Genomic DNA, 20,303 nt, shown 5'->3' with positions numbered 1-20,303 from the left:
TTACAAAATCTAACGCGGGAACACAATGCTCGAAATGCCCTTCGACAGGTTCAGGGAGCGGGCACGCGTTCCCTTCGACAAGCTCAGGGAGCGGGCACGGGGTCTAGAGCAGTTCGACCAGGTCGCGGTACGGGTCGAGCGCCGGATCGGTCGGGTCGAGCTCCGTCACGAGGATGCCGATCTCGTGCCACGCGAAGCCCACGGCGAGGGCCTGCTGGCCGAGCTTCGACGAGTCGACGAGCAGCACGATCTCGCGTGCGCGCTCGGCGAAGGCCCGCTTCACCTGGCTCTCGGCGAGCGACACCTCGGAGCTGCCGTGCGGCGCATCCAGCGAGTAGGCCGACGCGAAGAACCGGCCATAGAGCATGGACTGGGCGCTCTGGCACGCGATCAGCCCGACGAAACTGCCGGTGCGGTCGTCGAGTTCGCCGCCGACCAGAATCGGCGAGACCGCCTTGTTCTGGGTGAGGGCGGCGAAATTCTCGTAGCTGTTGGTCGCGACGGTCAGCGGACCGGTCGGTGCGAGGTGGGCGGCGAGGCCTCCGGCGGTGGTGGATGCGTCGACCGCCATCGATCCCGCGCCAGGGAGAAGGGCGGCGGCCTTCTCTGCGATGCGTGTCTTGGCGGCGAGGCCTGTAGCGCGGCGCTCGCTGAAGGGCCGGGCGTCGAGGGCCGGAACGGCGCCGCCGCGCACCCGTCTCGCGAGGCCCGCCGCATCCAGTTCGTCGAGGTCGCGGCGCACGGTCATGACGCTCACGCCCAGCTGCTCGGCGGCGGCTTCGAGCCGAACGCCGCCCTCGGAGCGGAGGGTCTCGAGCAGCGCATCACGGCGAGCTTCGGCGCCGAAGCTGCGGGTCGTCGCCATGGTCGCCTCCTGACGTGCTTCTCGATGTAAGCGTTTGCGCGTTATCTCACATAAAGTAACATGTCCGACGGCCTAGGATGGCGCGCGTGCTGATCCGCGATGGGTTCCCCGGTCAACGGTTGCGTGTCTTGTCGCGACCGCGCGTCGTCGAGGCGCTTGCCGCGCCGATAACCGAACGTCTTCTGGTGACCGATGCGGGGCACTTCCCGCATGCGGCCGCCCACGGCCGCTCCCGACCGCGAGGTGCCGACGAGGTCGTCGTCATCCTCTGCACGGATGGTGCCGGGTATGTCGAATTGCGCGGCCAGACGTACGGCGTCTCGCCGGGGGATATCGTCGTGATCCCTGCCGGGGCGCCGCATCGGTATCGTGCCGACCCCCTCAATCCGTGGACGATCTGGTGGATGCACGTCGTGGGCCTCGACAGCGACGTGTTCGTCACGGCGATCGCCGAGTCGTCGACCGAGTTCTCTCCGGTCATGCCCGCGCACGATCCCTACGCCGCGCGTGCCGCACTGGAGCATGTGCTCGTCTCCCTCGAGCGCGACGACACGGTCGCCTCCCTTCGCTCGGCATCGGGGGCGGCCTGGGGTGTGCTCGCCCAACTCGCGGCCGACCGCGCCAGAGGAACCGCCGAGGCCGGCGACCCGATTCTGGCCGTGCAGGACTACCTTCGCGAGAACCTCCACAGCAACGCGAGCGTGGCCGAACTGGCGAAGATGGCGGGTTTCAGCGACTCGCACTTCTCGGCACGGTTCCGACACGCTTCGGGGACCAGTGTGGTGGAGTATCGCAAGCGTCTGAGAAGCGCCCGGGCGCGCGAGCTGCTGATCACGACGGACGCCTCCGTCGCGGCGATCGCCCTCGCGGTCGGATACGACGATCCCTTCTACTTCTCGCGCCACTTCCGGGCCATCAACGGCACGAGTCCGAGCCAGTACCGTGAGGCCTTCCGGGATCGGTGACAGCAATCGAGGTCTCTGGCTCGTGGCGGTAAAGATCAGAGAATCGTCTAGGTGATTGCATCGGTTTGTACTCATGCCGTGGCTGTGCCCCGTCATATCGTTTAGGTGCGGTGAGTCCGTCGGCATGATCGCCCGCCACCGCCAGCACCGCCCAGGTCACACTCCGGCTCCGTTGCCGGCCAGTCAAAGAAGATGAGGAAATTACGGATGAACAAGCACACAGCGTCGCGCTCGTGGAAGCGAATCGCGATAGTCGGGGTCGCCGTCGCGGCGCTCGCACTCACCGGATGCACCTCCGGAATGGAGTCCAGTGGCACCTCCACTGATTCCGCAGCCGGCCCGAGTGACGGGCCGCTCACCATCGCCTTCCTGCAGAAGCAGGGCGATCAGCAGTACTTCATCGATGAGGCGAACGGGGCCAAGCAGGCAGCCGACGCCGACGGCGACGTCAGCATCAATGTCGTGGATCTCGGCACCGACTCGAACAAGGCGATCTCAGAGGTCGAGGCCGCTATCGCTCAGAAGGTAGACGGCATCATCATCGTGGTGCCCGACCAGCAGATCGGTCCGCAGGTCATTCAGCTCGCTGAGGAGGCCGGAATCCCGATCATGGCGGCCGACGACACAATCGAGGACGCTTCGGGTACCGCCGCACCCTTCTCGGGCTTCGACGGCACGTCGATGGGCGAGAAGGTGGGCGCTGAAGCCGCCCGTCTGTACCAGGAGGCGGGCTGGACTGCAGCGGACACGCGCATCCTCTCTGCTTACAAAGAAGACCTCTCCGTCTGCACCCAGCGCGTCGGCGGTGCTGAGAGCGCCTTCTCCGAGGCCGTCAGCGACGGTCCGGAGATCATCGACATCGGTACCGACAACTCGGCCACCGACGCTCAGGACAAGGCGGGTGCCATCATCACGGCCAACGCCGGGGTGAAGAACTGGGTCGTCTGGGGCTGCAACGACGAGAGTGAGACCGGTGTCGTCACTGCCCTGCAGAACTCCGGCGTCTCGCCCGACAACATCATCGGCGTCGGACTCGGCGCGTACCTGACCTGCAAGGACTGGAACGCCGGTCAGGAGACGGGCAACAAGGCTGCGCTGTTCATCTCGGGTATCGAGGTGGGCAAGGCCGCTGCCACCTCGATGATCGATCTGCTGCGCAACGGCACCGCCCTCCCGCCGATGTCGATCGCCAACACCGAGATCGTGGATGCCACGAACTGGGAAGCCAAGGGCGTCGTCTGCACCTAGCGGCTCGGCCGGGTGGGGTGGCGACGAGGTCGCCCCACCCGGCGCAGCCGACCATCCCGACGTCAACTGAAAAGGACATGCAATGACGCAGGAATCCATCGCTCTGCGCGCGACAGGCATCACGAAAAGCTACGGCCCGGTCAAGGCGCTCCGCGGAGTCGAACTGGAACTGCGCAGCGGCGAAGTCACCGCCCTGATGGGGGAGAACGGGGCCGGCAAGTCCACCCTGCTCAAGATCCTCAACGGCGACTTCCGGCCGGACGAGGGCGAACTCAGCATCGACGGGATGCCTGTCGATTTCGGTGATCCATCGGATGCCCGAGCTGCCGGCCTGCGGGTCATAGCGCAAGAGCCGGAGATCATCGCCGCAGTCTCCGTGGCCGAGAACATCTTCGTGGGCAACCTGGGCTCCGTGGGCTACAACCGCACAGCACTCCTGCGGCGCACGCGCGACGAGCTCGAACGCTGGGGCTTCCACCGCACGATCCGCGCCGAGGCGCTCGGATCCGAGCTCTCGCCTGCCCAACGGCAGATCGTCGAGATCATGCGGGCGGTCGTGAGCCGGCCACGCATCATCTGCTTCGACGAGCCCACGTCGTCGTTGGGTGATGAGGAGGTGACCCTCCTGTTCGCTCTGATTCGACAATTGCAGGCCGAGGGCATCGCAGTCGGCTACGTGTCGCACCGGATGGCCGAGATCTTCCAGCTCGCCGACCGCATCACGGTTCTCCGCGACGGTGCCTTCGTCGGCACCAAGCTCGTCGCGGATACCGATCACGATGAGCTGGTGCGCATGATGGTGGGGCGCGATCTCAGCCAGTTCTTCCACCGAGACCCCGCCCCACTGGGCGAGATCGTTCTCGAGCTGAGGGGCGTCGGCAACCAGTTCGTCGACGGCGTCGACCTCACGGTCAGGGCGGGTGAGGTCGTGGGTATCGCCGGCCTCGTCGGCGCGGGACGCAGCGAGCTCATGAAGACCATCGCCGGCGACTACCCGACCACGAGCGGCGAGATCCTGGTTTCGGGCCAAGCCCGCCGAATCCGGCAACCCTCAGACAGTATCCGCGCCGGCATCGGCTTCGCTCCTGAGGAACGCAAGGCCGAGGCGTTGCTGCTGCAGCGATCGGTTCGCGACAATGCCGCGCTCGTGGTCCTCCGCTCCCTATCGCGGTGGATCTTCGTGAACAACCGCGCCGAGCGCGCCCTGGCCCAGGAGTACATCGACCGGCTTCGCATCCGCACCCCCTCCGCCGAGCAACTCGTGGGCAATCTCTCGGGCGGAAACCAGCAGAAGGTGGTGCTGGCGCGCTGGCTCGCGACCAAGCCCAAGATCCTTCTGCTCGACGAACCCACCCGGGGCATCGACGTCGGGGCCAAATCCGAGATCTACGCGATCATCGACGAGCTCGCGCACCAGGGCGTTGCCGTCATCGTCGTCTCGAGCGAACTCCCCGAAGTGCTCGGCGTCTCGGACCGCATCTACGTGATGGCGGCAGGCCGCATCTCGGGCGAACTGCCGCGCTCCGAAGCGAGCGAAGAGCGCATTCTGGCCCTCGCGATGGACGAGGACGTCGCCGCATGAACATCGCCACCCGAAAGGACAAACCCGTGCTTCCTGCACAGACTCAGACACAACCATCCGCGCCGACGAGATCGGACGTGGAGCGGGTATCGACATTCAGACGCGTCATCACGACCGTCGGTGTGCAGAACATCTCGCTCATCCTCGCCATCGCCATCGTGGTCGCCATCATCGGCATCCAGAACCCGCTCTTCTTCACAGTGCCGAACCTCAAGGTCATCGGCACGGCGATCGCGATCGTCGGCCTGCTCGCCGTGGTGCAGACCATCGTCATCATCCTCGGAGCGCTCGACATCTCGGTCGGCTCGATAGCGGGCCTGGCCTCGGTGACCTCCGCCATGATCTTCACCTCGACGACGTCGGCGGCGATGGGTGTCCTCGGAGCCGTCGCCATCGGTGTGCTCTGCGGACTCGTGAACGGTTGCATCATCGTTTTCGGCCGCGTGAACCCCGTGATCGCCACTCTCGCCACCCTGGCGGCGTTCAAGGGCGTCGCCCAGCTCATCTCCGACGGCCGGGCTCAGGGCTACACCGGCGCCGACCCGTTCTTCGTCTTCCTCGCCCGAGGAACCCTCCTGGGCATCCCGACCCTGATCCTCGTGCTCGTGCTGGTGGCCGTGCTCGCCCATGTCGTGCTGCGGTACACGACCATCGGCCGCAACATCTACGCCGTCGGCGGCAACAACATCGCGTCGCGACTCGGTGGCATCAACATCAACCGCTACATCATCGGGGTCTACATGGTGACGGGCGCGGTTGCCGCGATCGCGGGCATCCTCATCACGGCCCGCACCGGGTCGGGCCAGCCGATCTCGGGTTCCGAAGGCCTCGAGCTCCAGGCGATCACCGCTGCCGCTCTCGGTGGCGCGGCGCTGAAGGGCGGCAAGGGCGCGATCGCCGGCACCATCCTCGCCGTCATCCTGCTGGGCGTCCTCACGAACGGCATGACCCTCCTCGGCGTGAACACGTTCTGGCAGAACGTCGCGCAGGGAACCCTGCTCGTCGTCGCCGTGGTCATCCAGCAGCTGCGCTCGGGCGAGCGCCGCATCGGCATCCCCGGCTGATCAGCCGCCCAGCATCCGAACCGCACCACTTCCGACTGCCGATATCGAACGAGGCGCACGAAATGACCGTCGAAACGACCATGCCCGCCACCCCCGACCCCTCGCATGCTCAGGCCAAGATCGTCCTGCCCGAGGCACCGGATGCGTTGAGGCCGGAACTCGAGGCGGGTCGGCCGATCGCGTGGAGCGAGCCCCTGACGATCCGCACCTACGAGGCCGATGAGCCGAGCACCTATCCCATGTATCTCGACCGGCGCGTCTACCAGGGCTCGAGTGGCAAGGTCTATCCGATTCCCTTCACCGAGCGTGTCTCCGACCAGGCGCACGATCGCGAATGGCAGGCCGTGCACCTCGAGAACGAGTACGTTCGACTCGTCGTGCTGCCGGAACTGGGTGGCCGCATTCACATCGGCTACGACAAGACGACCGGCTACGACTTCTTCTATCGCAACAACGTCATCAAGCCCGCCCTCGTGGGTCTTGCGGGCCCCTGGGTCTCGGGCGGCGTGGAGTTCAACTGGCCGCAGCACCACAGGCCGGCCACCTACCTTCCCGTCGAGACGACGATCGAGCACGGTGATGACGGCTCCGTGACCGTGTGGTGTGCCGACCACGACCCCTTCACCCGGATGGCAGGCCAGCACGGCGTGCGACTCCGACCCGGCAGCAGCGTCGTCGAGCTCGCGGTGCGCCTGCACAACCGCACCAGCGAACGCCAGACCTTTCTCTGGTGGGCGAACGTCGCCGCACCTGTGCACGACGACTACCAGTCGTTCTTTCCCGAAGACGTGCGCTACGTCGCCGACCACGCGCGTCGGGCCCTGACCGCATTCCCGGCCGCCGACCGTGAGTACTACGGAGTCGACTACGCCGCGCTCGCCGAGGCTGAGCCGGGGGCCGATCGCATCGACTTCTACCGCAATATCCCCGTGCCGACGTCGTACATGATCGTCGATTCGCAGCAGGACTTCTTCGGCGGGTATGACCACGCTGCGGGAGCCGGCTTCGTGCACTGGGCGGAACGGAGGCTCTCGCCCGGCAAGAAGCAGTGGACGTGGGGAGACGCCGCCTTCGGTCACGCCTGGGATGCGCAACTCACCGACGACGACGGGCCGTACGTAGAGCTCATGGCCGGTGTCTACACCGACAACCAGCCCGACTTCAGCTGGCTCCTCCCCGGCGAGACCAAGGTCTTCACGCAGTACTGGTACCCGTTGCCCGCGGTCGGCGCAGTGCACCAGGCGACACCGGATGCCGCCGTGCACGTCGAGCGAGGCGATCGGCCTTCAGCCAGTTTCGCTGTGACGTCGCCCCAGGTGGGTGCAACGCTTCGGGTGAGCGACGGAGAAGCGGTCACGGCATCGAGAATCGCCGACCTCAGGCCGGGGGCACCCGCGGTGATCGAGTTCGATGAACTGACCGATTCCACGGTGATCGAACTCCTCGACGCCTCGGGACGGTCGCTGGTGCGATGGTCGCAGACGGTCGTCACCGACGAGGAGCCGTGGGTCGCCGACGAACCGCTTCCACCCTCCGAGATCGAGACGGTCGAAGAGCTGTATCTCACGGGGCTGCACCTCAGTCAGTTCCGGCATCCCACGCGTTCGCCCCTCGACTACTGGCGGGCCGCGCTCCTGCGCGATGGCGGCGACGTGCGCACGAATCTCGCGCTCGCGGACCTCGACTACAGGTCGGGAGCGTATTCGAGCGCGATCGAACGGATCGAGACCGCCCTCGCGCGATTGACCCGTCGAAACGCGAATCCGCAAGACGCCGAGGCGTTCTACCTCGGCGGTCTCGCGTCTCTCCGGCTCGGCCGCGTGCACGAGGCGGAGGCGTACTTCGGCAAGGCCGGGTGGGACGGAACCTGGGCCGCCGGCGCCGGCTATGAACTTTCAGCGTCGCTCGCGCGTCGCGGACGCCATCGTGCCGCGCTGCGGGTGCTCGACTCGCTCCACTCGGCCGCGGCGCACGACAGTCGTCGCGATGTACTCGAAGCCATCGTGCTCCGCCGCCTCGGCGACGCCGCGCGGGCGGATGCGCTGCTGCGCTCGGAGTCGGCCCTCGAGCCGGTGAACCCGACCATCCGCATGCTCCTGGGAGGAGCGCCGCTCACCGATCCGGGGGCCGCCTTCGACGTGGCCCTGGAGTTGAGGGCTGCGGGCGAATTCGACGAGGCTCTCGCGACGCTCGATCGCGTGACGACGATGCCGGCCACGGCAGCGGGCAACCTCGTTCCGCTGGCGCACTACGTCGCCGCCGGGCTGCTCGAAGGGCTCGGACGCGCTTCTGCCGCCGCGGAACAGCGCCGGATGGCCAGAGAGAGCGACCTGACCCGAGCGTTCCCCTACGGTCTCGACGCGCACGACGCGTTGACGGCGTCGCTGCGAATCGAGCCGGCGGATGCGACGGCCCGGTTCCTTCTCGGCATGCTGCTGTTCGCGCATGGTCGCCGACACGACGCCCTCGTGGAGTGGGAGTCGGCGATCGAACTCGGCCTGGCGCATCCGGTGTTGTTCCGCAACGCCGGCCTCGCCGCCTATAACATCGCGCACAACGACGAGGCGGCGTGGCTCCGCTACGAACAGGCGGTCGAGCTCGCCCCTCACGATGCGCGACTGCTGTTCGAGCAGGATCAACTGGCGTCGCGCCTCGGCCACCCCGTTGAAGAGCGCCTCGCCCGTCTTCGGCCGCACGCGAGCCTGGTGCTCACCCGCGACGACTTCACGATCGTATTCGTCGGACTGCTTGTGGCGGGCGGGCTGGTCGAAGACGCGTTCGAGATTCTTCGGTCTCGCGAGTTCCACCCGTGGGAGGGAGGCGAGGGGCAGGCCATCCGAGCCTGGGATTCGGTGATCGCAGCTCTCGGTCTCCCTCCCACGGATCCGCCCGCCAGCCTGGGGGAGGCGCGCTCGCCCTACCTGGCACCCCAGGCTGTTCGAGAAGACGGTGTGACCGACTACTTCGCGACCAGCCACCCCGAGCTGTTGCTCTTCGCGCGGGAGGAGCCGGCGGCTTCGGCCTCCCGGCCCGACACCGAGGGCTAGCCGAGCTCGTCGATCGCATCCGTGATGAACTGCGCGACCTCGGCCGGCTTGGTCTGCATAACGAGGTGCGGAGCATCCAGTTCGATCACCTTGCGGGCGCCGGCTCGCTTGTAGCCGAAGCGCTCGACATCGGGGTTGATGGTCTTGTCCGCGCTCGAGACGATGCCCCAGCTGGGCTTGGTCTTCCAGGCGGCCACCGGTGCGGTCTCCGAGAAGGCGACGGCCGCAAGGGGGCGCTGTCCTACAGCGAGCACGCGTGCGGTATCGGCGGGCACACCGGCTGCGAAGATCTCGGGGAAGGCGTCGATCTTCACAGAGACGTCGGTTCCGGGCTCCGCGCCCTCGATGGGGTACGGCGAGTACACGAGGTTCGCGGCGAGCGGCGAGTCGGGGAAGCCGCCCTGCAGCTGGCCCAGGCTCTCGCCCTCGTCGAGCGCGTAGCCCGACACGTAGACGAGCCCGATCACGTTCTCGGCGACGCCCGCGACCGTGATGACGGCACCGCCGTAGGAGTGGCCGGCGAGGATGACCGGTCCGTCGATCTGCTCGACGAACGACCTGATGTAGGCCGAGTCGCCGATCAGGCTGCGGTTGAACACCGGGGGAACGTGCACGGTGTAGCCCTGATTCAGCAGCGCGAGGGTGACGGGCGCCCAGCTGGCGGCGTCGGCGAATGCTCCGTGCACGAGCACGATGGTGGGTTTCGTTGGCATGATTTCTTCCTTACTTGTGAGGGGTGGTGGGGTGCGCGGATGCGCGGAGGTGAGGGTCAGGCGCTGGCCGGCGTGCGGCGCAGCAGGTAGGTGTGCTCGCCCGCGAGCACGATCTCGGAGCGCTGGTTGTGCACAGTGGCCGAGGCGGTGACGATGCCGTTCGGGCCGTCGGGGACAAGCGAGGTGATGCGCAGCTCGGAGTAGAGGGTGTCGCCGGCGTGCACCTCGCCGAGGAACTTCGCACTCAGGCCGGTGAAGGCAATGAACACCTCTCCGATCACGTGCGGAAAGAGAGTGGCGCCGGGAGCCGTGAAGGCGAGCACCTGCAGGCCGTGCACGACCGGCGCGCTGTGACCGTGCGCCTTTGCCCAGACGGCGTCGTAGTGCACCGGGTGATTGTCGGCCGATACGGCCTGAAACGCGGATGCGTGCGCGTCGGTCAGCGTTCGGCTGGGCGCACGGAACACCTCCCCGACGATCAGCTCTTCGAACGTTCGGGGCGCGACGATGGCGAAGTCGAGCGGGTCGAAGTCGTCAGTGGTGGAGGCATGAGTGGTGGAGGCGTCAGCGGGCATGATCTGTTCCTTCTTTCGTGGGGGTCTTCGGGAGGTGACGAGGCACGGCGACCGAGACGAGGTGCTCGACCGTGGGAGGGGAGGCCGCAAGCCTGCGCGCGGACTCCACGATCTCGGCGTCGTAGCCGGTCGTGCGCGTGTGGTGCTGGCTGAGGTGCTCCTGCCAGGTGCCGACCTGGAACGCCTCGATCAGGAATCCCGGATGCTCGCGGTCGTCGTAGACGTGCCAGGTGCGGGCGCCCGTGCGACGCCGGCTCTGCTCGACGGCGCGCATGGCGTCGAGGAAGGCGGCACGATCACTGTCGGCGATCTCGTAGCGCACGATGACCAACGTCGAGCCGGCCGGGTCGAGCGGGTGCGCGGCCGGCGGCGCCGCATCCGGGACCGTGCCCGAGCCCGAGCCCGCCGTCGCGGCCGAATCGGGGCCGGCGTCGTCGTCGCCCGGCAGCGGCGTCGCGATAGGCGGAACGTCGGTGAGGGGCATCGCGGACGAGGCGCGGCTCTTGTCTGCGGTGGAGAGGAAGGGCCTCGCGAGCAGGAGCACCGCGCCGAGCACCACGACCACGCCCGCGCCGACCATCGTCTCGGCCGTGCCGAAGATGCCGCCGAGAGCTCCGATGATCGCGGCTCCGAACGCCGTGCCCCCGAACAGCACCAGCTGGTAGACGGAGAGTCCGCGTGTGCGCACCCATCCGGGCAGGAACGCCTGCACCGTGCCGTTCAAGGTGGCGATCACGCCGATCCACGACAGCCCGACGAGAACGAGCACCGGCAGGGTGATCCAGAGCGTCTGCGACAGGGCGGTCGCCGCGATGCCGATGCCGTAGGCCGCGCTCGTGACGACGACCAGGCGGGAGGTGCCGAGGGTCGCCCGCGCCTTCGGAATGACGAACGCGCCCGCGATCGACCCGATGCCGAGGGCGGCGAGAAGCACGCCGTATCCGTTGGAGTCGAGACCGAGCCGGCCGCTCGCGAGAACGGGGAGCAGGGCCCAGAGTGCGTTGGCCGGAATGATGAAGATGAGCAGCTGAAAGTAGATGCGCCGAACGACCCCGGCGTGTAGAACGTAGCGCAGGCCCGCGCGGGTCGCCGACATGAAGGGTTCGCGGTCTCCCTGAGGCGGCGTGTAGCCCTTGAACGTGATCAGCACGATCAGCAGCCCCGCGAAGCTGAGGGCGTTCAGGGCGAAGACGAACGGGATGCCCCACGATCCGATCACGACGCCGGCGATGGCCGGTCCGATGGCTCGGGCCACATTGACGCCGATCGAGGAGAGCGAGGCGGCCTCGCCGACCAGGGGCCTCGGAACGACCCCCGGAACGAACGCCTGATACGCCGGCAGCTGGATGGCCGACGCGACCCCGAGCGCGAAGGTGAAGGCCAGCAGCAGGGCCGGCGTCATCGCTCCGGCGGCGGTGAGCACGGCCAGCCCGGCCGCCACGAGCGCCTGGGCCGACTGCACCCCGATCAGCAGGTGCCGCTTGTTCGCGAACTCGCCGAGAACGCCCGCGGGGATGCCGAACAGCAGCACGGGCGCGGCCGATGCGGTCGAGACGAGCGCGATGATCGCGGGCGACGCGTGCTCCTCCACCAGAAACCACTGCGCGCCGACCGTCTGCATCCAGCCGCCGATGTTGCTCACGACATCGGCGATCCAGAGCCACCGGAAGATGGCGACGGCCAGCGGGGCGAGGGCTCTCGGAGCCTTCGCCGTCGTCTGACCGGTGTCGAGCGGAGAGGTCATGACAGCCCTTCTTTCGACAGCCGGTCTGTTGTGCGTATCCGGCTGTCCGAGGTCGAATGCGTCGAGACTACGACCGTGAAGAGAATGCAGGATAGTAACGCTGGGGTCAGGGCCGCGCGGTCGCTGAACGCGACGGCACCTGCTGCGCCTATCAGGCATCCGCCGACGAAGCCCGCGAGCAGCGGCCACGCGTCGAGCCAGCGCGCGCGGGCGGAGTCGGACGCACCGCGGCTGACCGCCAGATCGACGAGGGCGATGGTGCCGGCTACGAGGTTTCCGGTCATCACTGCGGTCGAGGCCGCCTTCGGCGGAACCAGATGGAGGAAGGCGTTCTGAGTGGCCATGGCGCACACCGCGCAGAGGCCGATGACGACGGCGAGCGGTCGGGTCGGGTCCTGGGAGGCCCGAGTGACGAACGAGAGCGCGGCAGCCGACACGAGTAGCGCCGCCTGCGCGCCGAGCAGAGTCGTCGTGACAGTGCGCGCCGATGCCCCGCGCAGAACCAGGCGGCGCGAGACCACCGTGGCCGTGGCCGCGGTCACCACGAAGACCGGGATGGCGAGCAGCGCCGCGATACCTGGTGCGCGGCCGCTGACGACATCGGCCGCTATCACCACGAGGTTGCCGGTGACGTGGGCCGAGAAGAATCCGCCGAGCAGGAGCCAGCTCGTCACATCGGTGACCCCGGCGAGCAGGCTGAGCGCGGCGGGCAGTGCCACGGTGAGCGCGGGAGATGCGGGTCTGCCCGTCATCGCGGCGACCCTGACGTGCTGGAGGAGTGGCGCCGGAGCCAGTTGTAGATCCCGGCCGGCAGGATGAATCCGACCGCCATCGCGAAGATGGTGAGCCACGCGGTGTTGGCGTCGTTGATCGTCGAGACGAGAAGCTGCTCGGCGGTCGCCCCCGTGGCCGTCTGCAACTCCGCCAGCCCAGCGAGGGCTCGGAAGATCAGCACACCCGGCATAAGGGAGACGACGCTGGCGAAGCCGATCGCCGAGAACGGAAGCTGGAAGCGACGCGAGACCGGAATCAGGATCGCGGCCGCGGCGAGGCAGGCGAGGCCCGCGCCGACATACGGCTCGAGGTGCCAGACCTCGAGGGCGACCCAGCGCAGCGCGTGCACGGCGGCGCCGACGACGAACGGCCAGACCAGAATGCGCAAGGGAGCGGAGTAGAAGATGCCGTAGCAGATGGCGACGATTCCGGCCGAGCCGGCGTCGAGCCAGAGCGGAATGTCGCGACCCGCCGGATCGACGATCAGCTGTGCTCCACCGAGGGTGAGACCGGCTAGCAGACCGGCTCCGATCGACAGCAACGTGAGCGTTGCGAACGCGAGCCGTGCGAGGCCCAGTGGGATGCGCAGGGCGGCGAGATCGAGGGATCCGTTCAGCAGGTGCGGCCCCGGAACCAGGATCATGCAGGGGCAGACGGCCGCGAGGCGGAGCGACGAACTGATATCGCTGTTGGTCGCGATCGCACCCAGCAGACCGGCGAGCAGCGCCGCTACGCCCACCTGCCAGAAGTTGGAGCCCCCGACAGCGCCGATTCCGCGACGCAGGAATGCGCCCGCCACCGCGCTCGCGGCGATGAGAAGCACGGTCTCGGCGTGGTGGATCCCGAAGATGATCGCCAGGCAGCTGGCCCCCACGGCGCAGGCCGCGGCGAACAGGAAGATGTTCGCCGGCTTCAGCGCGGCGGCCTGGGCTACTGCTTTCCGGGCATCCGCGAGCGTCGCCGTTCGAGACGACAGCTCATCGATGGCCCTGTCGACGGCGAGGACGCGGTTCATGGCGACGGCCGACGGAGTGGCCGCGAATCCCCGAATGTCGACCGTCGAGGAGTTCCAGCCGAGCTCGAGGCGCCCATCCAGGCCCAGGGCCTCTTCGATCTGCGCAGCCCGCTCGATCGATCTCTCGGAACCCGCACCGTTGCCGTGGAGGGTGGCGATCGCATCCACCAGGAACTGTTCGCGCTCGGCGGCCTCGGCCCCGGCCGGCGCCGCCTCCGTCGAGGGGCGCGGCGCGGAGGAGGACTCCGCCCCGCGCCGCGCGGTCATCAGGCGCCTCCGACGCCCGAGCCGGTCAGGGCTGCGGGGATGACGATCTTGTCGAATTGCTCGGCGGTGACCTTGCCGGAGGCCAGGGCGGCCTCGCGGAGGGTCTGGTCGTTGGCGAGGGCGTTCTCGGCGATGTGGGCGGAGTTCTGGTAGCCGATCACGGGGCTGAGAGCGGTGACGAGCATCAGGCTCTCACCCACGTAGGAGGCGATCTTCTTCTCGTTGAGCTCGGTGCCCTTCACCGAGTAGGTGAGGAACTTCTCGACACCGTCGCCCAGGATGCGCGCGGAGTGCAGGAAGTTGTTGATGATGATCGGGCGCATCGCGTTGAGCTCGAAGTTGCCCTGCGACCCGGCGAAGGCGACGGCGGCGTCGTCACCGATCACCTGGATGGAGATCATCACGATCGCCTCGCACTGGGTCGGGTTCACCTTGCCGGGCATGATGGATGAGCCCGGCTCGTTCGAGGGCAGCACGAGTTCGGCGAAGCCGGTTCGCGGGCCGGATGCGAGCCAGCGCATGTCGTTGGCGATCTTCATCAGCGACACGGCGACCCCGCGGAGGGCGGCATGAGCGCGCACCATGGCATCCAGTGACCCCTGGGCTTCGAACTTGTTCGGTGCCGTGACGAACTTCTTGCCGGTGAGTTCGGCGATCTTCGCGGCGACGTTCTCGGAGAACCCTGCCGGGGCGTTGAGTCCGGTGCCCACGGCGGTGCCGCCCAGGGCGAGTCGCAGCAGGCCTTCGCGACTGTGCTCGATCTCGCGGATGCATTCCTCGAGCTGCGCCGCGTAGCCCGACCACTCCTGGCCGACCGTCAGAGGCACGGCGTCTTCGAGGTGGGTGCGCCCGATCTTCACGACGTCCATCCACCGCTTCGACTTCGCGTCGATCTCGGCGTGCAGCTCGCGCAGCCTTGGCAGGAGGCGACCGTCGATCTCGGTGATCGCGGCGATGTGCATCGCGGTGGGGAACGAGTCGTTGCTCGACTGGCCCATGTTCACGTCGTCGTTCGGGCCGACCGGTTCCTGGGAGCCGAGGGTGCCGCCGAGCAGCTGGATGGCGCGGTTGGAGAGCACCTCGTTGATGTTCATGTTGCTCTGGGTGCCCGAACCGGTCTGCCAGACGAAGAGGGGGAACTCGGCGTCGAGCTTGCCGTCGATGGTCTCGTCGGCGGCCTGCGCGATGGCCTTCGCCTTCCATGACGGCAGCCGGCCGGCCTCTTCGTTCACGAGGGCTGCGGCCTTCTTCACGACACCGTAGGCGCGGTAGACCTCGATCGGCATGTGGTCGTGACCGATCGAGAAGTGCTGCAGCGACCGCTGCGTCTGGGCGCCCCAGTAACGGTCGGCCGGCACATCGACGGTGCCCATGCTGTCGAACTCGGTGCGCTGACCCGTCGCGTCGAGGCCGATTGGGACGTCGGTGTAAGCGGGCGCCGCGGCATCCGGTTGTGTCGTGATGGTCATGAGTGGCATTCCTTTCGCTGAACAGCTGACATGCACGGCTGTGAGCCGGTGATCTCACTGTGCTCCGGCCCTCGGATGTGCTGCCGTGGCCTGCGCCTGAGGCGTCGAGTCATGCGTGAAAAGCCGATTCCTCGACAAACGAAGAAGCATCGCCTCGACAGATGACGCATTATTGAAGAACGGTCAATCCAGAATTCCAGGGGGTCACGCGGTGCTTCTGCCATCGAACGACTCCTGTGTGCTGGTGCAGATGTCGGCGAAGACACTGCGTGAGGCACCCGCATACCGGCGCATGTCGCGGCGCTCGTTCGAGGGGCTCGCGATGTCGCGCATCGCTTCCGTTCCTCAGGCGGTCACGGCGCACCTCGATGAGGTGCCCGCCGGTCAGATCGAGAGCGCCCAGGTGCAGCTCGTGCACTCTGGCCGGCTGATCCTCGATCAGGCGGATCAGCAGACGGAGGTGCGGGCGGGCGAGCTCGTGGTCTACGACGCGTCGCGGCCGTTCTCCTTCGTCTACCCCGACGAGTTCCGAACGACGATCGTGCAGATCCCCGCACGCGCGCTCGGGGTGACGAACGGCGAACTACAGACGATCTCGGCCGGCGCCGTGTCGCGCCGCTCCGCCAACGGCGGCGTGCTCGCCGCACTGCTGAAGGCGGCCGATGCGAACTACGACGGTCTCGGCGGCAACAGCCGGCGAGCCCTGTCTCGAACGCTGGTCGACGCCGTGCGCCTCGTGGCCGCAGAGCACACGGACCGAATGTCGACCATCGACGGCAACCGGATCGCCCTGGCCTCTGCCGTGCGGTCGTTCGTCGCCGCTCATGTTCACGACCCCACCCTGTCGGCCGTCGTCATCGCGGCGCGCATGCACGTGTCGGTGCGCACCCTGCATGCTGCCTTCGAGGACGAGCCCGACACGCTCGGCCAGGCCATCCGTCGTTCGCGTCTCGAGGCGGCACGCACCCTGCTGGAGACGACGTCGCAGACCGTGCGGTCCGTGGCCGAGACCGTGGGCTACCTCGACGTCACCCACTTCATCCGCGTGTTCAAGAATTCCGAGGGTGTGACGCCCGCCCAGTGGCGCCGCAGGCGGCTCGGCGACGGCCCGGGGCTGCTCCCGTGATGCAGGGCGGTCTGGTCGCCGAGACCGTCGAGGTCGCCATCGAACCGGATGTCGAGGGTTCTCGAAACGGAGGCCGGGCGTCGATCCACGTGCGCGGCGCCCGGGTCGCGCTGCGCGTGCCTGGGTCGGTGTCGGGTTCGGAGTCGGCGTCGGGGTCTGCCGAGTCGACTGTCTCTCGGGTGGAACTCCTCTGGCTGACGCCTGCGGAGACCGACGTGCTTCAGGGCGGCGGTGCGATCGACGCGACCAGGGGGCTCGGGGCCGCGCTCGCCCCGCTGCTGATCCGGCTCGGAGCACGGGATGCTCCGAGCGACGGAGGTGGGCAGGAGGAGTGCTGCCGTCTCGCGATCATGGCGCGGGGGCTGCTGTCGGCGATCGCAGCCGAGCGCGCGGTCTCGGAGGACTACGACGTGACAGCACGGCAGAGGCTGGCGGTGCTGGCGATGCAGCTCATTCACTCTCGACTCGAGGACCCTGGTCTGTCGAGCGCGTCGATCGCGCAGCAGCTCTCCGTGCCGCTTCGCACCCTGCAGGATGCGTTCCGCTCGTCGCCCGCGTCCGTTGCGGAGTCGATCCGGGTGCTGAGACTGGAACGGGCGTGGCTCGACCTCCACAGCTCGCCCGGCGAGTGCCCTCTCGACGTGTCGGCGCTGGGCGCGAAGTGGGGCTTCCGTGGCCGCGACCACTTCGCTCGGGCCTTCGAGCGGCGCTACGGGGTGCGCCCCGAGCTGGCCCGCGACCTCCCACAGAGTGCTGTCCGCGCGTGAAGTCATTGCCGCAGTCAACCCGGAGTGGATCGTGATCACCGTGCGGATCCTTCGCGTTGCTCAACTGACCCGCATCCTCTCGAGCATCGCTCGTCTGGTGAGGGGGCAGGACAATGAGAGCGCGGCCGACCCGACCATGCGTGAGCCGAAATCGAGGAACCGGATCTGGAGCAGCCCAGAAGCTGCAGCAGCGGAGTCACGACCTGCCGAGCCTTCTGTTCCGGCTTGGGGCACCGTTCCGAACCGAGCCAGTGAGTTCGTGATCGATGTGCGCGCCCGCGCCGAAACCCTTGCCGGGCTGACTGCACTCGGCTTCGACAAGGCTGTCGAAGAACTCGCCGACCCGTTCCGGATCGTCGTCAACAGGGGCGGGCTCTACTTCTACTCGTACGGTGACAGGAAACACCTGGATCTTTGGGTCGGCTGGCCGTCGATAACGGGCCTCGCCGCTACCGTCGTGCCGCCGCAGCGTGGATGGTTCGGAGAAAGCGAGAGCCTGAACGCCATCGAAGTCACGGCAGTCGATGCTCACGGAACCCCAGTGCGTTTTCCGCTCGTTGCGCGTGAGCCGGGATCGGGGTTCGGATCTGCGATCAGCGTGAGCTCTCCCCGTGAGCAGCAGGCGTTCATCGATCAGATCGACCGTTTCTACGCGGAGAGATCTGCTGTCGAAGACGCGAACCCATTCTGAGGCCTCGGCGTCGTGTCGAGGCCTGATGCACGGATGGCGCAGGGCGCCGCTTCCACCGGCATGATTGAGGCATGACGTGGCGACAGCGACTTGGCCGTTCCGTGCGACCGCTCGTCGAGTCGGTGGCGCGAGCGGTGCGCGGAGATTCCGAGGAGCGGACGCAGGAGCCCGAAGTCGAGCGGGCCGAAGTCGAGCGGGCCGAAGTCGAACGGGCCCAGGCCGTGAAGCCTGTCGAAACAGAACCGTCCGCAGTGCCACCCTGGGGCATCCTGCCGTCGGAGGTTCCTGCCAGGGTCGAGCTTCTTCGCGGAGATTCATCGGCTGAGATCGTGAAGGAGTCGTGGGGTGCTGCCGTGCAGATGTGCATCGCCGTCGCGGTTCTGGGGGGTGCCGTCCTTCTCCAACATGACGACATCCCGCTCGTCTGGGTCGTTCCGATAGCCCTGCTCGGAGGCGCTGCGACACTCGCCGCCAGCTACTATCGCATCGGCAAACGCGTTAAGGCCGAACAGAGAGCGGGCTACACGGTGTGGCGTCGACGAGCACCCGACGTCCCCCAAATCGATGCTCGGACCGGCTACGTGATCAGGCCGGTCGGCGCGCCCGAGCTCTCGAAGCAGCAGGAGGCTGCCGCGCTGAAGCGTGTTCGTGAGATCGGGCGTTTCGTCGCGAGGCATCCACGAACGATGCGCGGCCCGCTCTGACGCCCAGCGGAGTGCTGCTCGTTCTCTGGCGAATGTTGCCCAGCGCGACGGGTGTTGCCGGGTGACCGGCAACATCCGTCGTCGCGGGCAACAGCCGCGGCGTACGAAGTGGCTAGTGGGCCGCGGGAACCGCGTCGTGTGGGGCGTCTGACTGAGCTGGGGCCCTCACGAAGAAGCTGATCACGATTGCCGCGAGCGAGATGAACGCTCCGTACATGATGGCCGCGTGGATGCCCCCGGCGGTGTCGACCGCGCTCGGAGCGTTGCCGCCCGAGAGGGCGATCGCCCGCGCTGACATGACCGAGACGAAGAGGGCGGTTCCGGCGGCTCCGGCGAGCTGCTGCACTGTTCCCACCACGGCGCTGCCGTGCGAGTAGAGCTTCGGGGTGAGCGACGCGAGCCCCGCCGTGAACAGGGGCGTGAACAGCAGCGCCAAGCCGAGGCTCATGGTGATGTGCGCGGCGAGCACCCAGCCCCACGCCGTGGTGGCGGTGAAGAGGGTCATGCCCCAGAAGGCGGCGCTCACGATGATCGATCCCGGAATGAGCAGGACGCGCGGCCCGAAACGGTCGTAGATGCGGCCGACGAACGGCGCCAGGATGCCCATGAGCAGTCCGCCGGGAAGCAGGAGGAGGCCCGTGGAGAGGGTGCTGAGACCGAGGACGCTCTGCGTGTAGATCGGCAGGATGATGAGGGTTCCGAAGAGGGCCATCATGCTGATCGCCAGCATCGCGATGGCCACAGAGAAGGTGCCCGAGCGGAACACACGAAGGTCGAGCAGCGCCTTCTCGCGACGGGCCAGCGAGACCTGGCGCAGGATGAACACGGCCAGTGCCACGATGCCGACGACGAGCGGCAGCCAGCCGGGCACCGCGCCCTCAGCGCTTTCGCCGCCGAGCGAGCTCAGACCGTAGACGAGCCCGCCGAACGCGAAGGCGGAGAGGATCACCGAGAGCACGTCGAGGGGAGCCTTGCGCGGCTCGGTCACGTTGGGGATCTTGAGGAAGCCGAGCACAAGCGAACCGACGGCGATGGGCAGAACGATCCAGAACATCCAGCGCCAGTCGAGCACGCTGAGGATGAGGCCCGAGATGGTGGGGCCGATGGCCGGGGCGACAGAGATGACGATCGAGATGTTGCCCATGGTGCGGCCGCGCGTGGCCGGAGGAACGAGGTTGAGCACCGTGGTCATGAGCAGGGGCATCATGATGGCCGTTCCGCTGGCCTGGATGACCCGGCCCGCGAGCAGGACCTCGAAGCCCGGCGCCATGGCCGAGATGAACGTGCCCGCGCTGAACAGTGCCATCGCGGCGAGGAACACCGGCCGTGTGTTGAAGCGCTGCAGCAGGAACCCGGTGATCGGAATGACCACGGCCATGGTGAGCATGAACGCGGTGGTCAGCCACTGCGCGGCCTCGGCGGCGATGTCGAGGTCTTTCATGAGCACGGGCAACGCCACGCTCATGATCGTCTCGTTCAGGATGACGACGAACGCCGACACCAGAAGCAGCGAGATGACGAGGCGGTTGCGCCCGGCGAGCGCCGGATCTTCGGCCCAGGGGGACGCGGGCGCGTCGTGCTGAGTGGACGGCGACACGGCCGGTACGGAGTCTGTGGGTGGTGCGAGGCGATCAGTCACGAGAACTCCAAGGCTGAGGGAAGGAAGAGAAGAGGTAGCGGAGGCGAG

Annotated in this window: 17 protein-coding genes; 9 read left to right on the top strand and 8 right to left on the bottom strand. The window is 67.6% G+C overall.

Annotated features, from left to right (window positions below; genetic code table 11):
- Positions 1-103 precede the first annotated feature (103 nt).
- Positions 104-865 carry a DeoR/GlpR family DNA-binding transcription regulator gene (locus ASF06_RS03295; RefSeq protein ID WP_055943255.1) on the bottom strand — a complete coding sequence of 254 codons (762 nt, stop codon included), beginning with the start codon at positions 863-865 and terminating at the stop codon, positions 104-106.
- Between the two features lie 185 nt (positions 866-1,050).
- Between ASF06_RS03295 and ASF06_RS03290 the strand changes: the two genes are divergently transcribed.
- The 5 genes from ASF06_RS03290 (at position 1,051) to ASF06_RS03270 (ending at position 8,771) form a co-directional block, all read left to right on the top strand.
- Positions 1,051-1,830: an AraC family transcriptional regulator gene (locus ASF06_RS03290; RefSeq protein WP_235500873.1), complete on the top strand. Its 780-nt coding sequence runs from the start codon at positions 1,051-1,053 to the stop codon at positions 1,828-1,830.
- A gap of 207 nt (positions 1,831-2,037) precedes the next feature.
- Positions 2,038-3,078 carry a substrate-binding domain-containing protein gene (locus tag ASF06_RS03285; protein ID WP_082479509.1) on the top strand — a complete coding sequence of 347 codons (1,041 nt, stop codon included), beginning with the start codon at positions 2,038-2,040 and terminating at the stop codon, positions 3,076-3,078.
- Between the two features lie 82 nt (positions 3,079-3,160).
- Entirely contained in the window at positions 3,161-4,660 is a 1,500-nt protein-coding gene (locus ASF06_RS03280; RefSeq protein WP_055943252.1) for a sugar ABC transporter ATP-binding protein, read from the top strand.
- Between the two features lie 77 nt (positions 4,661-4,737).
- Positions 4,738-5,724 carry an ABC transporter permease gene (locus ASF06_RS03275; RefSeq protein ID WP_200920295.1) on the top strand — a complete coding sequence of 329 codons (987 nt, stop codon included), beginning with the start codon at positions 4,738-4,740 and terminating at the stop codon, positions 5,722-5,724.
- 62 nt (positions 5,725-5,786) lie between these two features.
- The gene (locus ASF06_RS03270; RefSeq protein ID WP_055943246.1) at positions 5,787-8,771 is read left to right on the top strand and encodes a DUF5107 domain-containing protein; all 2,985 of its coding nucleotides are present in this window, start codon (positions 5,787-5,789) and stop codon (positions 8,769-8,771) included.
- Here the strand turns inward: ASF06_RS03270 and ASF06_RS03265 are convergent.
- The 6 genes from ASF06_RS03265 to fumC are packed head-to-tail and all read right to left on the bottom strand — an operon-like array spanning position 8,768 to position 15,328.
- Positions 8,768-9,484, bottom strand: a complete 717-nt coding sequence (locus tag ASF06_RS03265; protein ID WP_055943243.1) for an alpha/beta fold hydrolase — start codon at positions 9,482-9,484, stop codon at positions 8,768-8,770. The genes ASF06_RS03270 and ASF06_RS03265 overlap by 4 nt on opposite strands.
- 56 nt (positions 9,485-9,540) lie before the next feature.
- On the bottom strand, positions 9,541-10,059 hold the full coding sequence (locus ASF06_RS03260; RefSeq protein ID WP_055943241.1) for a MaoC family dehydratase: 519 nt from the start codon (positions 10,057-10,059) through the stop codon (positions 9,541-9,543).
- The gene (locus ASF06_RS03255) at positions 10,049-11,803 is read right to left on the bottom strand and encodes an MFS transporter (RefSeq protein WP_055943237.1); all 1,755 of its coding nucleotides are present in this window, start codon (positions 11,801-11,803) and stop codon (positions 10,049-10,051) included. Before ASF06_RS03255 ends, ASF06_RS03260 begins: the two co-directional genes overlap by 11 nt.
- Positions 11,800-12,555 (bottom strand): DUF1275 family protein, encoded by a 756-nt coding sequence (locus ASF06_RS03250; protein ID WP_055943233.1) that lies wholly within the window; start codon positions 12,553-12,555, stop codon positions 11,800-11,802. The genes ASF06_RS03255 and ASF06_RS03250 overlap by 4 nt, the downstream gene beginning before the upstream one ends.
- Positions 12,552-13,859 (bottom strand): threonine/serine exporter family protein, encoded by a 1,308-nt coding sequence (locus ASF06_RS03245; RefSeq protein WP_055943230.1) that lies wholly within the window; start codon positions 13,857-13,859, stop codon positions 12,552-12,554. The genes ASF06_RS03250 and ASF06_RS03245 overlap by 4 nt, the downstream gene beginning before the upstream one ends.
- Positions 13,859-15,328, bottom strand: a complete 1,470-nt coding sequence (gene fumC, locus ASF06_RS03240; protein WP_055943227.1) for a class II fumarate hydratase — start codon at positions 15,326-15,328, stop codon at positions 13,859-13,861. The genes ASF06_RS03245 and fumC overlap by 1 nt, the downstream gene beginning before the upstream one ends.
- A 250-nt stretch (positions 15,329-15,578) precedes the next feature.
- Between fumC and ASF06_RS03235 the strand changes: the two genes are divergently transcribed.
- The 4 genes from ASF06_RS03235 (at position 15,579) to ASF06_RS03220 (ending at position 18,616) form a co-directional block, all read left to right on the top strand.
- Complete coding sequence (locus tag ASF06_RS03235) at positions 15,579-16,454, top strand: AraC family transcriptional regulator (RefSeq protein WP_268750638.1); 876 nt, start codon at positions 15,579-15,581, stop codon at positions 16,452-16,454.
- The gene (locus ASF06_RS03230) at positions 16,454-17,221 is read left to right on the top strand and encodes a helix-turn-helix domain-containing protein (RefSeq protein WP_235500902.1); all 768 of its coding nucleotides are present in this window, start codon (positions 16,454-16,456) and stop codon (positions 17,219-17,221) included. The genes ASF06_RS03235 and ASF06_RS03230 overlap by 1 nt, the downstream gene beginning before the upstream one ends.
- On the top strand, positions 17,205-17,912 hold the full coding sequence (locus ASF06_RS03225) for a hypothetical protein (RefSeq protein ID WP_055943219.1): 708 nt from the start codon (positions 17,205-17,207) through the stop codon (positions 17,910-17,912). The genes ASF06_RS03230 and ASF06_RS03225 overlap by 17 nt, the downstream gene beginning before the upstream one ends.
- A gap of 71 nt (positions 17,913-17,983) precedes the next feature.
- Positions 17,984-18,616, top strand: a complete 633-nt coding sequence (locus tag ASF06_RS03220) for a hypothetical protein (RefSeq protein WP_157439049.1) — start codon at positions 17,984-17,986, stop codon at positions 18,614-18,616.
- Between the two features lie 112 nt (positions 18,617-18,728).
- On the opposite strand, the gene ASF06_RS03215 is transcribed toward ASF06_RS03220, so the two are convergent.
- A complete protein-coding gene (locus ASF06_RS03215) occupies positions 18,729-20,255 on the bottom strand; it encodes a DHA2 family efflux MFS transporter permease subunit (RefSeq protein ID WP_235500872.1) in 1,527 nt (508 codons plus the stop codon).
- Positions 20,256-20,303 lie beyond the last annotated feature (48 nt).

This window comes from Agreia sp. Leaf244 (assembly GCF_001422695.1).
Taxonomy (GTDB): domain Bacteria; phylum Actinomycetota; class Actinomycetes; order Actinomycetales; family Microbacteriaceae; genus Agreia.
The sequence above is the reverse complement of the archived record's forward strand: the minus strand, read 5'-3'. Positions and strand labels throughout refer to the sequence as shown.

Excerpts from the sequence above, each read along its gene's own strand:
- ASF06_RS03295 (WP_055943255.1), bottom strand. The coding sequence starts at position 865 with ATGGCGACGACCCGCAGCTTCGGCGCCGAAGCTCGCCGTGATGCGCTG.
- ASF06_RS03285 (WP_082479509.1), top strand. The coding sequence starts at position 2,038 with ATGAACAAGCACACAGCGTCGCGCTCGTGGAAGCGAATCGCGATAGTC.
- ASF06_RS03255 (WP_055943237.1), bottom strand. The coding sequence starts at position 11,803 with ATGACCTCTCCGCTCGACACCGGTCAGACGACGGCGAAGGCTCCGAGA.
- fumC (WP_055943227.1), bottom strand. The coding sequence starts at position 15,328 with ATGACCATCACGACACAACCGGATGCCGCGGCGCCCGCTTACACCGAC.
- ASF06_RS03265 (WP_055943243.1), bottom strand. The coding sequence starts at position 9,484 with ATGCCAACGAAACCCACCATCGTGCTCGTGCACGGAGCATTCGCCGAC.
- ASF06_RS03230 (WP_235500902.1), top strand. The coding sequence starts at position 16,454 with ATGCAGGGCGGTCTGGTCGCCGAGACCGTCGAGGTCGCCATCGAACCG.
- ASF06_RS03220 (WP_157439049.1), top strand. The coding sequence starts at position 17,984 with ATGACGTGGCGACAGCGACTTGGCCGTTCCGTGCGACCGCTCGTCGAG.
- ASF06_RS03280 (WP_055943252.1), top strand. The coding sequence starts at position 3,161 with ATGACGCAGGAATCCATCGCTCTGCGCGCGACAGGCATCACGAAAAGC.
- ASF06_RS03270 (WP_055943246.1), top strand. The coding sequence starts at position 5,787 with ATGACCGTCGAAACGACCATGCCCGCCACCCCCGACCCCTCGCATGCT.
- ASF06_RS03250 (WP_055943233.1), bottom strand. The coding sequence starts at position 12,555 with ATGACGGGCAGACCCGCATCTCCCGCGCTCACCGTGGCACTGCCCGCC.
- ASF06_RS03235 (WP_268750638.1), top strand. The coding sequence starts at position 15,579 with ATGTCGGCGAAGACACTGCGTGAGGCACCCGCATACCGGCGCATGTCG.
- ASF06_RS03245 (WP_055943230.1), bottom strand. The coding sequence starts at position 13,859 with ATGACCGCGCGGCGCGGGGCGGAGTCCTCCTCCGCGCCGCGCCCCTCG.
- ASF06_RS03260 (WP_055943241.1), bottom strand. The coding sequence starts at position 10,059 with ATGCCCGCTGACGCCTCCACCACTCATGCCTCCACCACTGACGACTTC.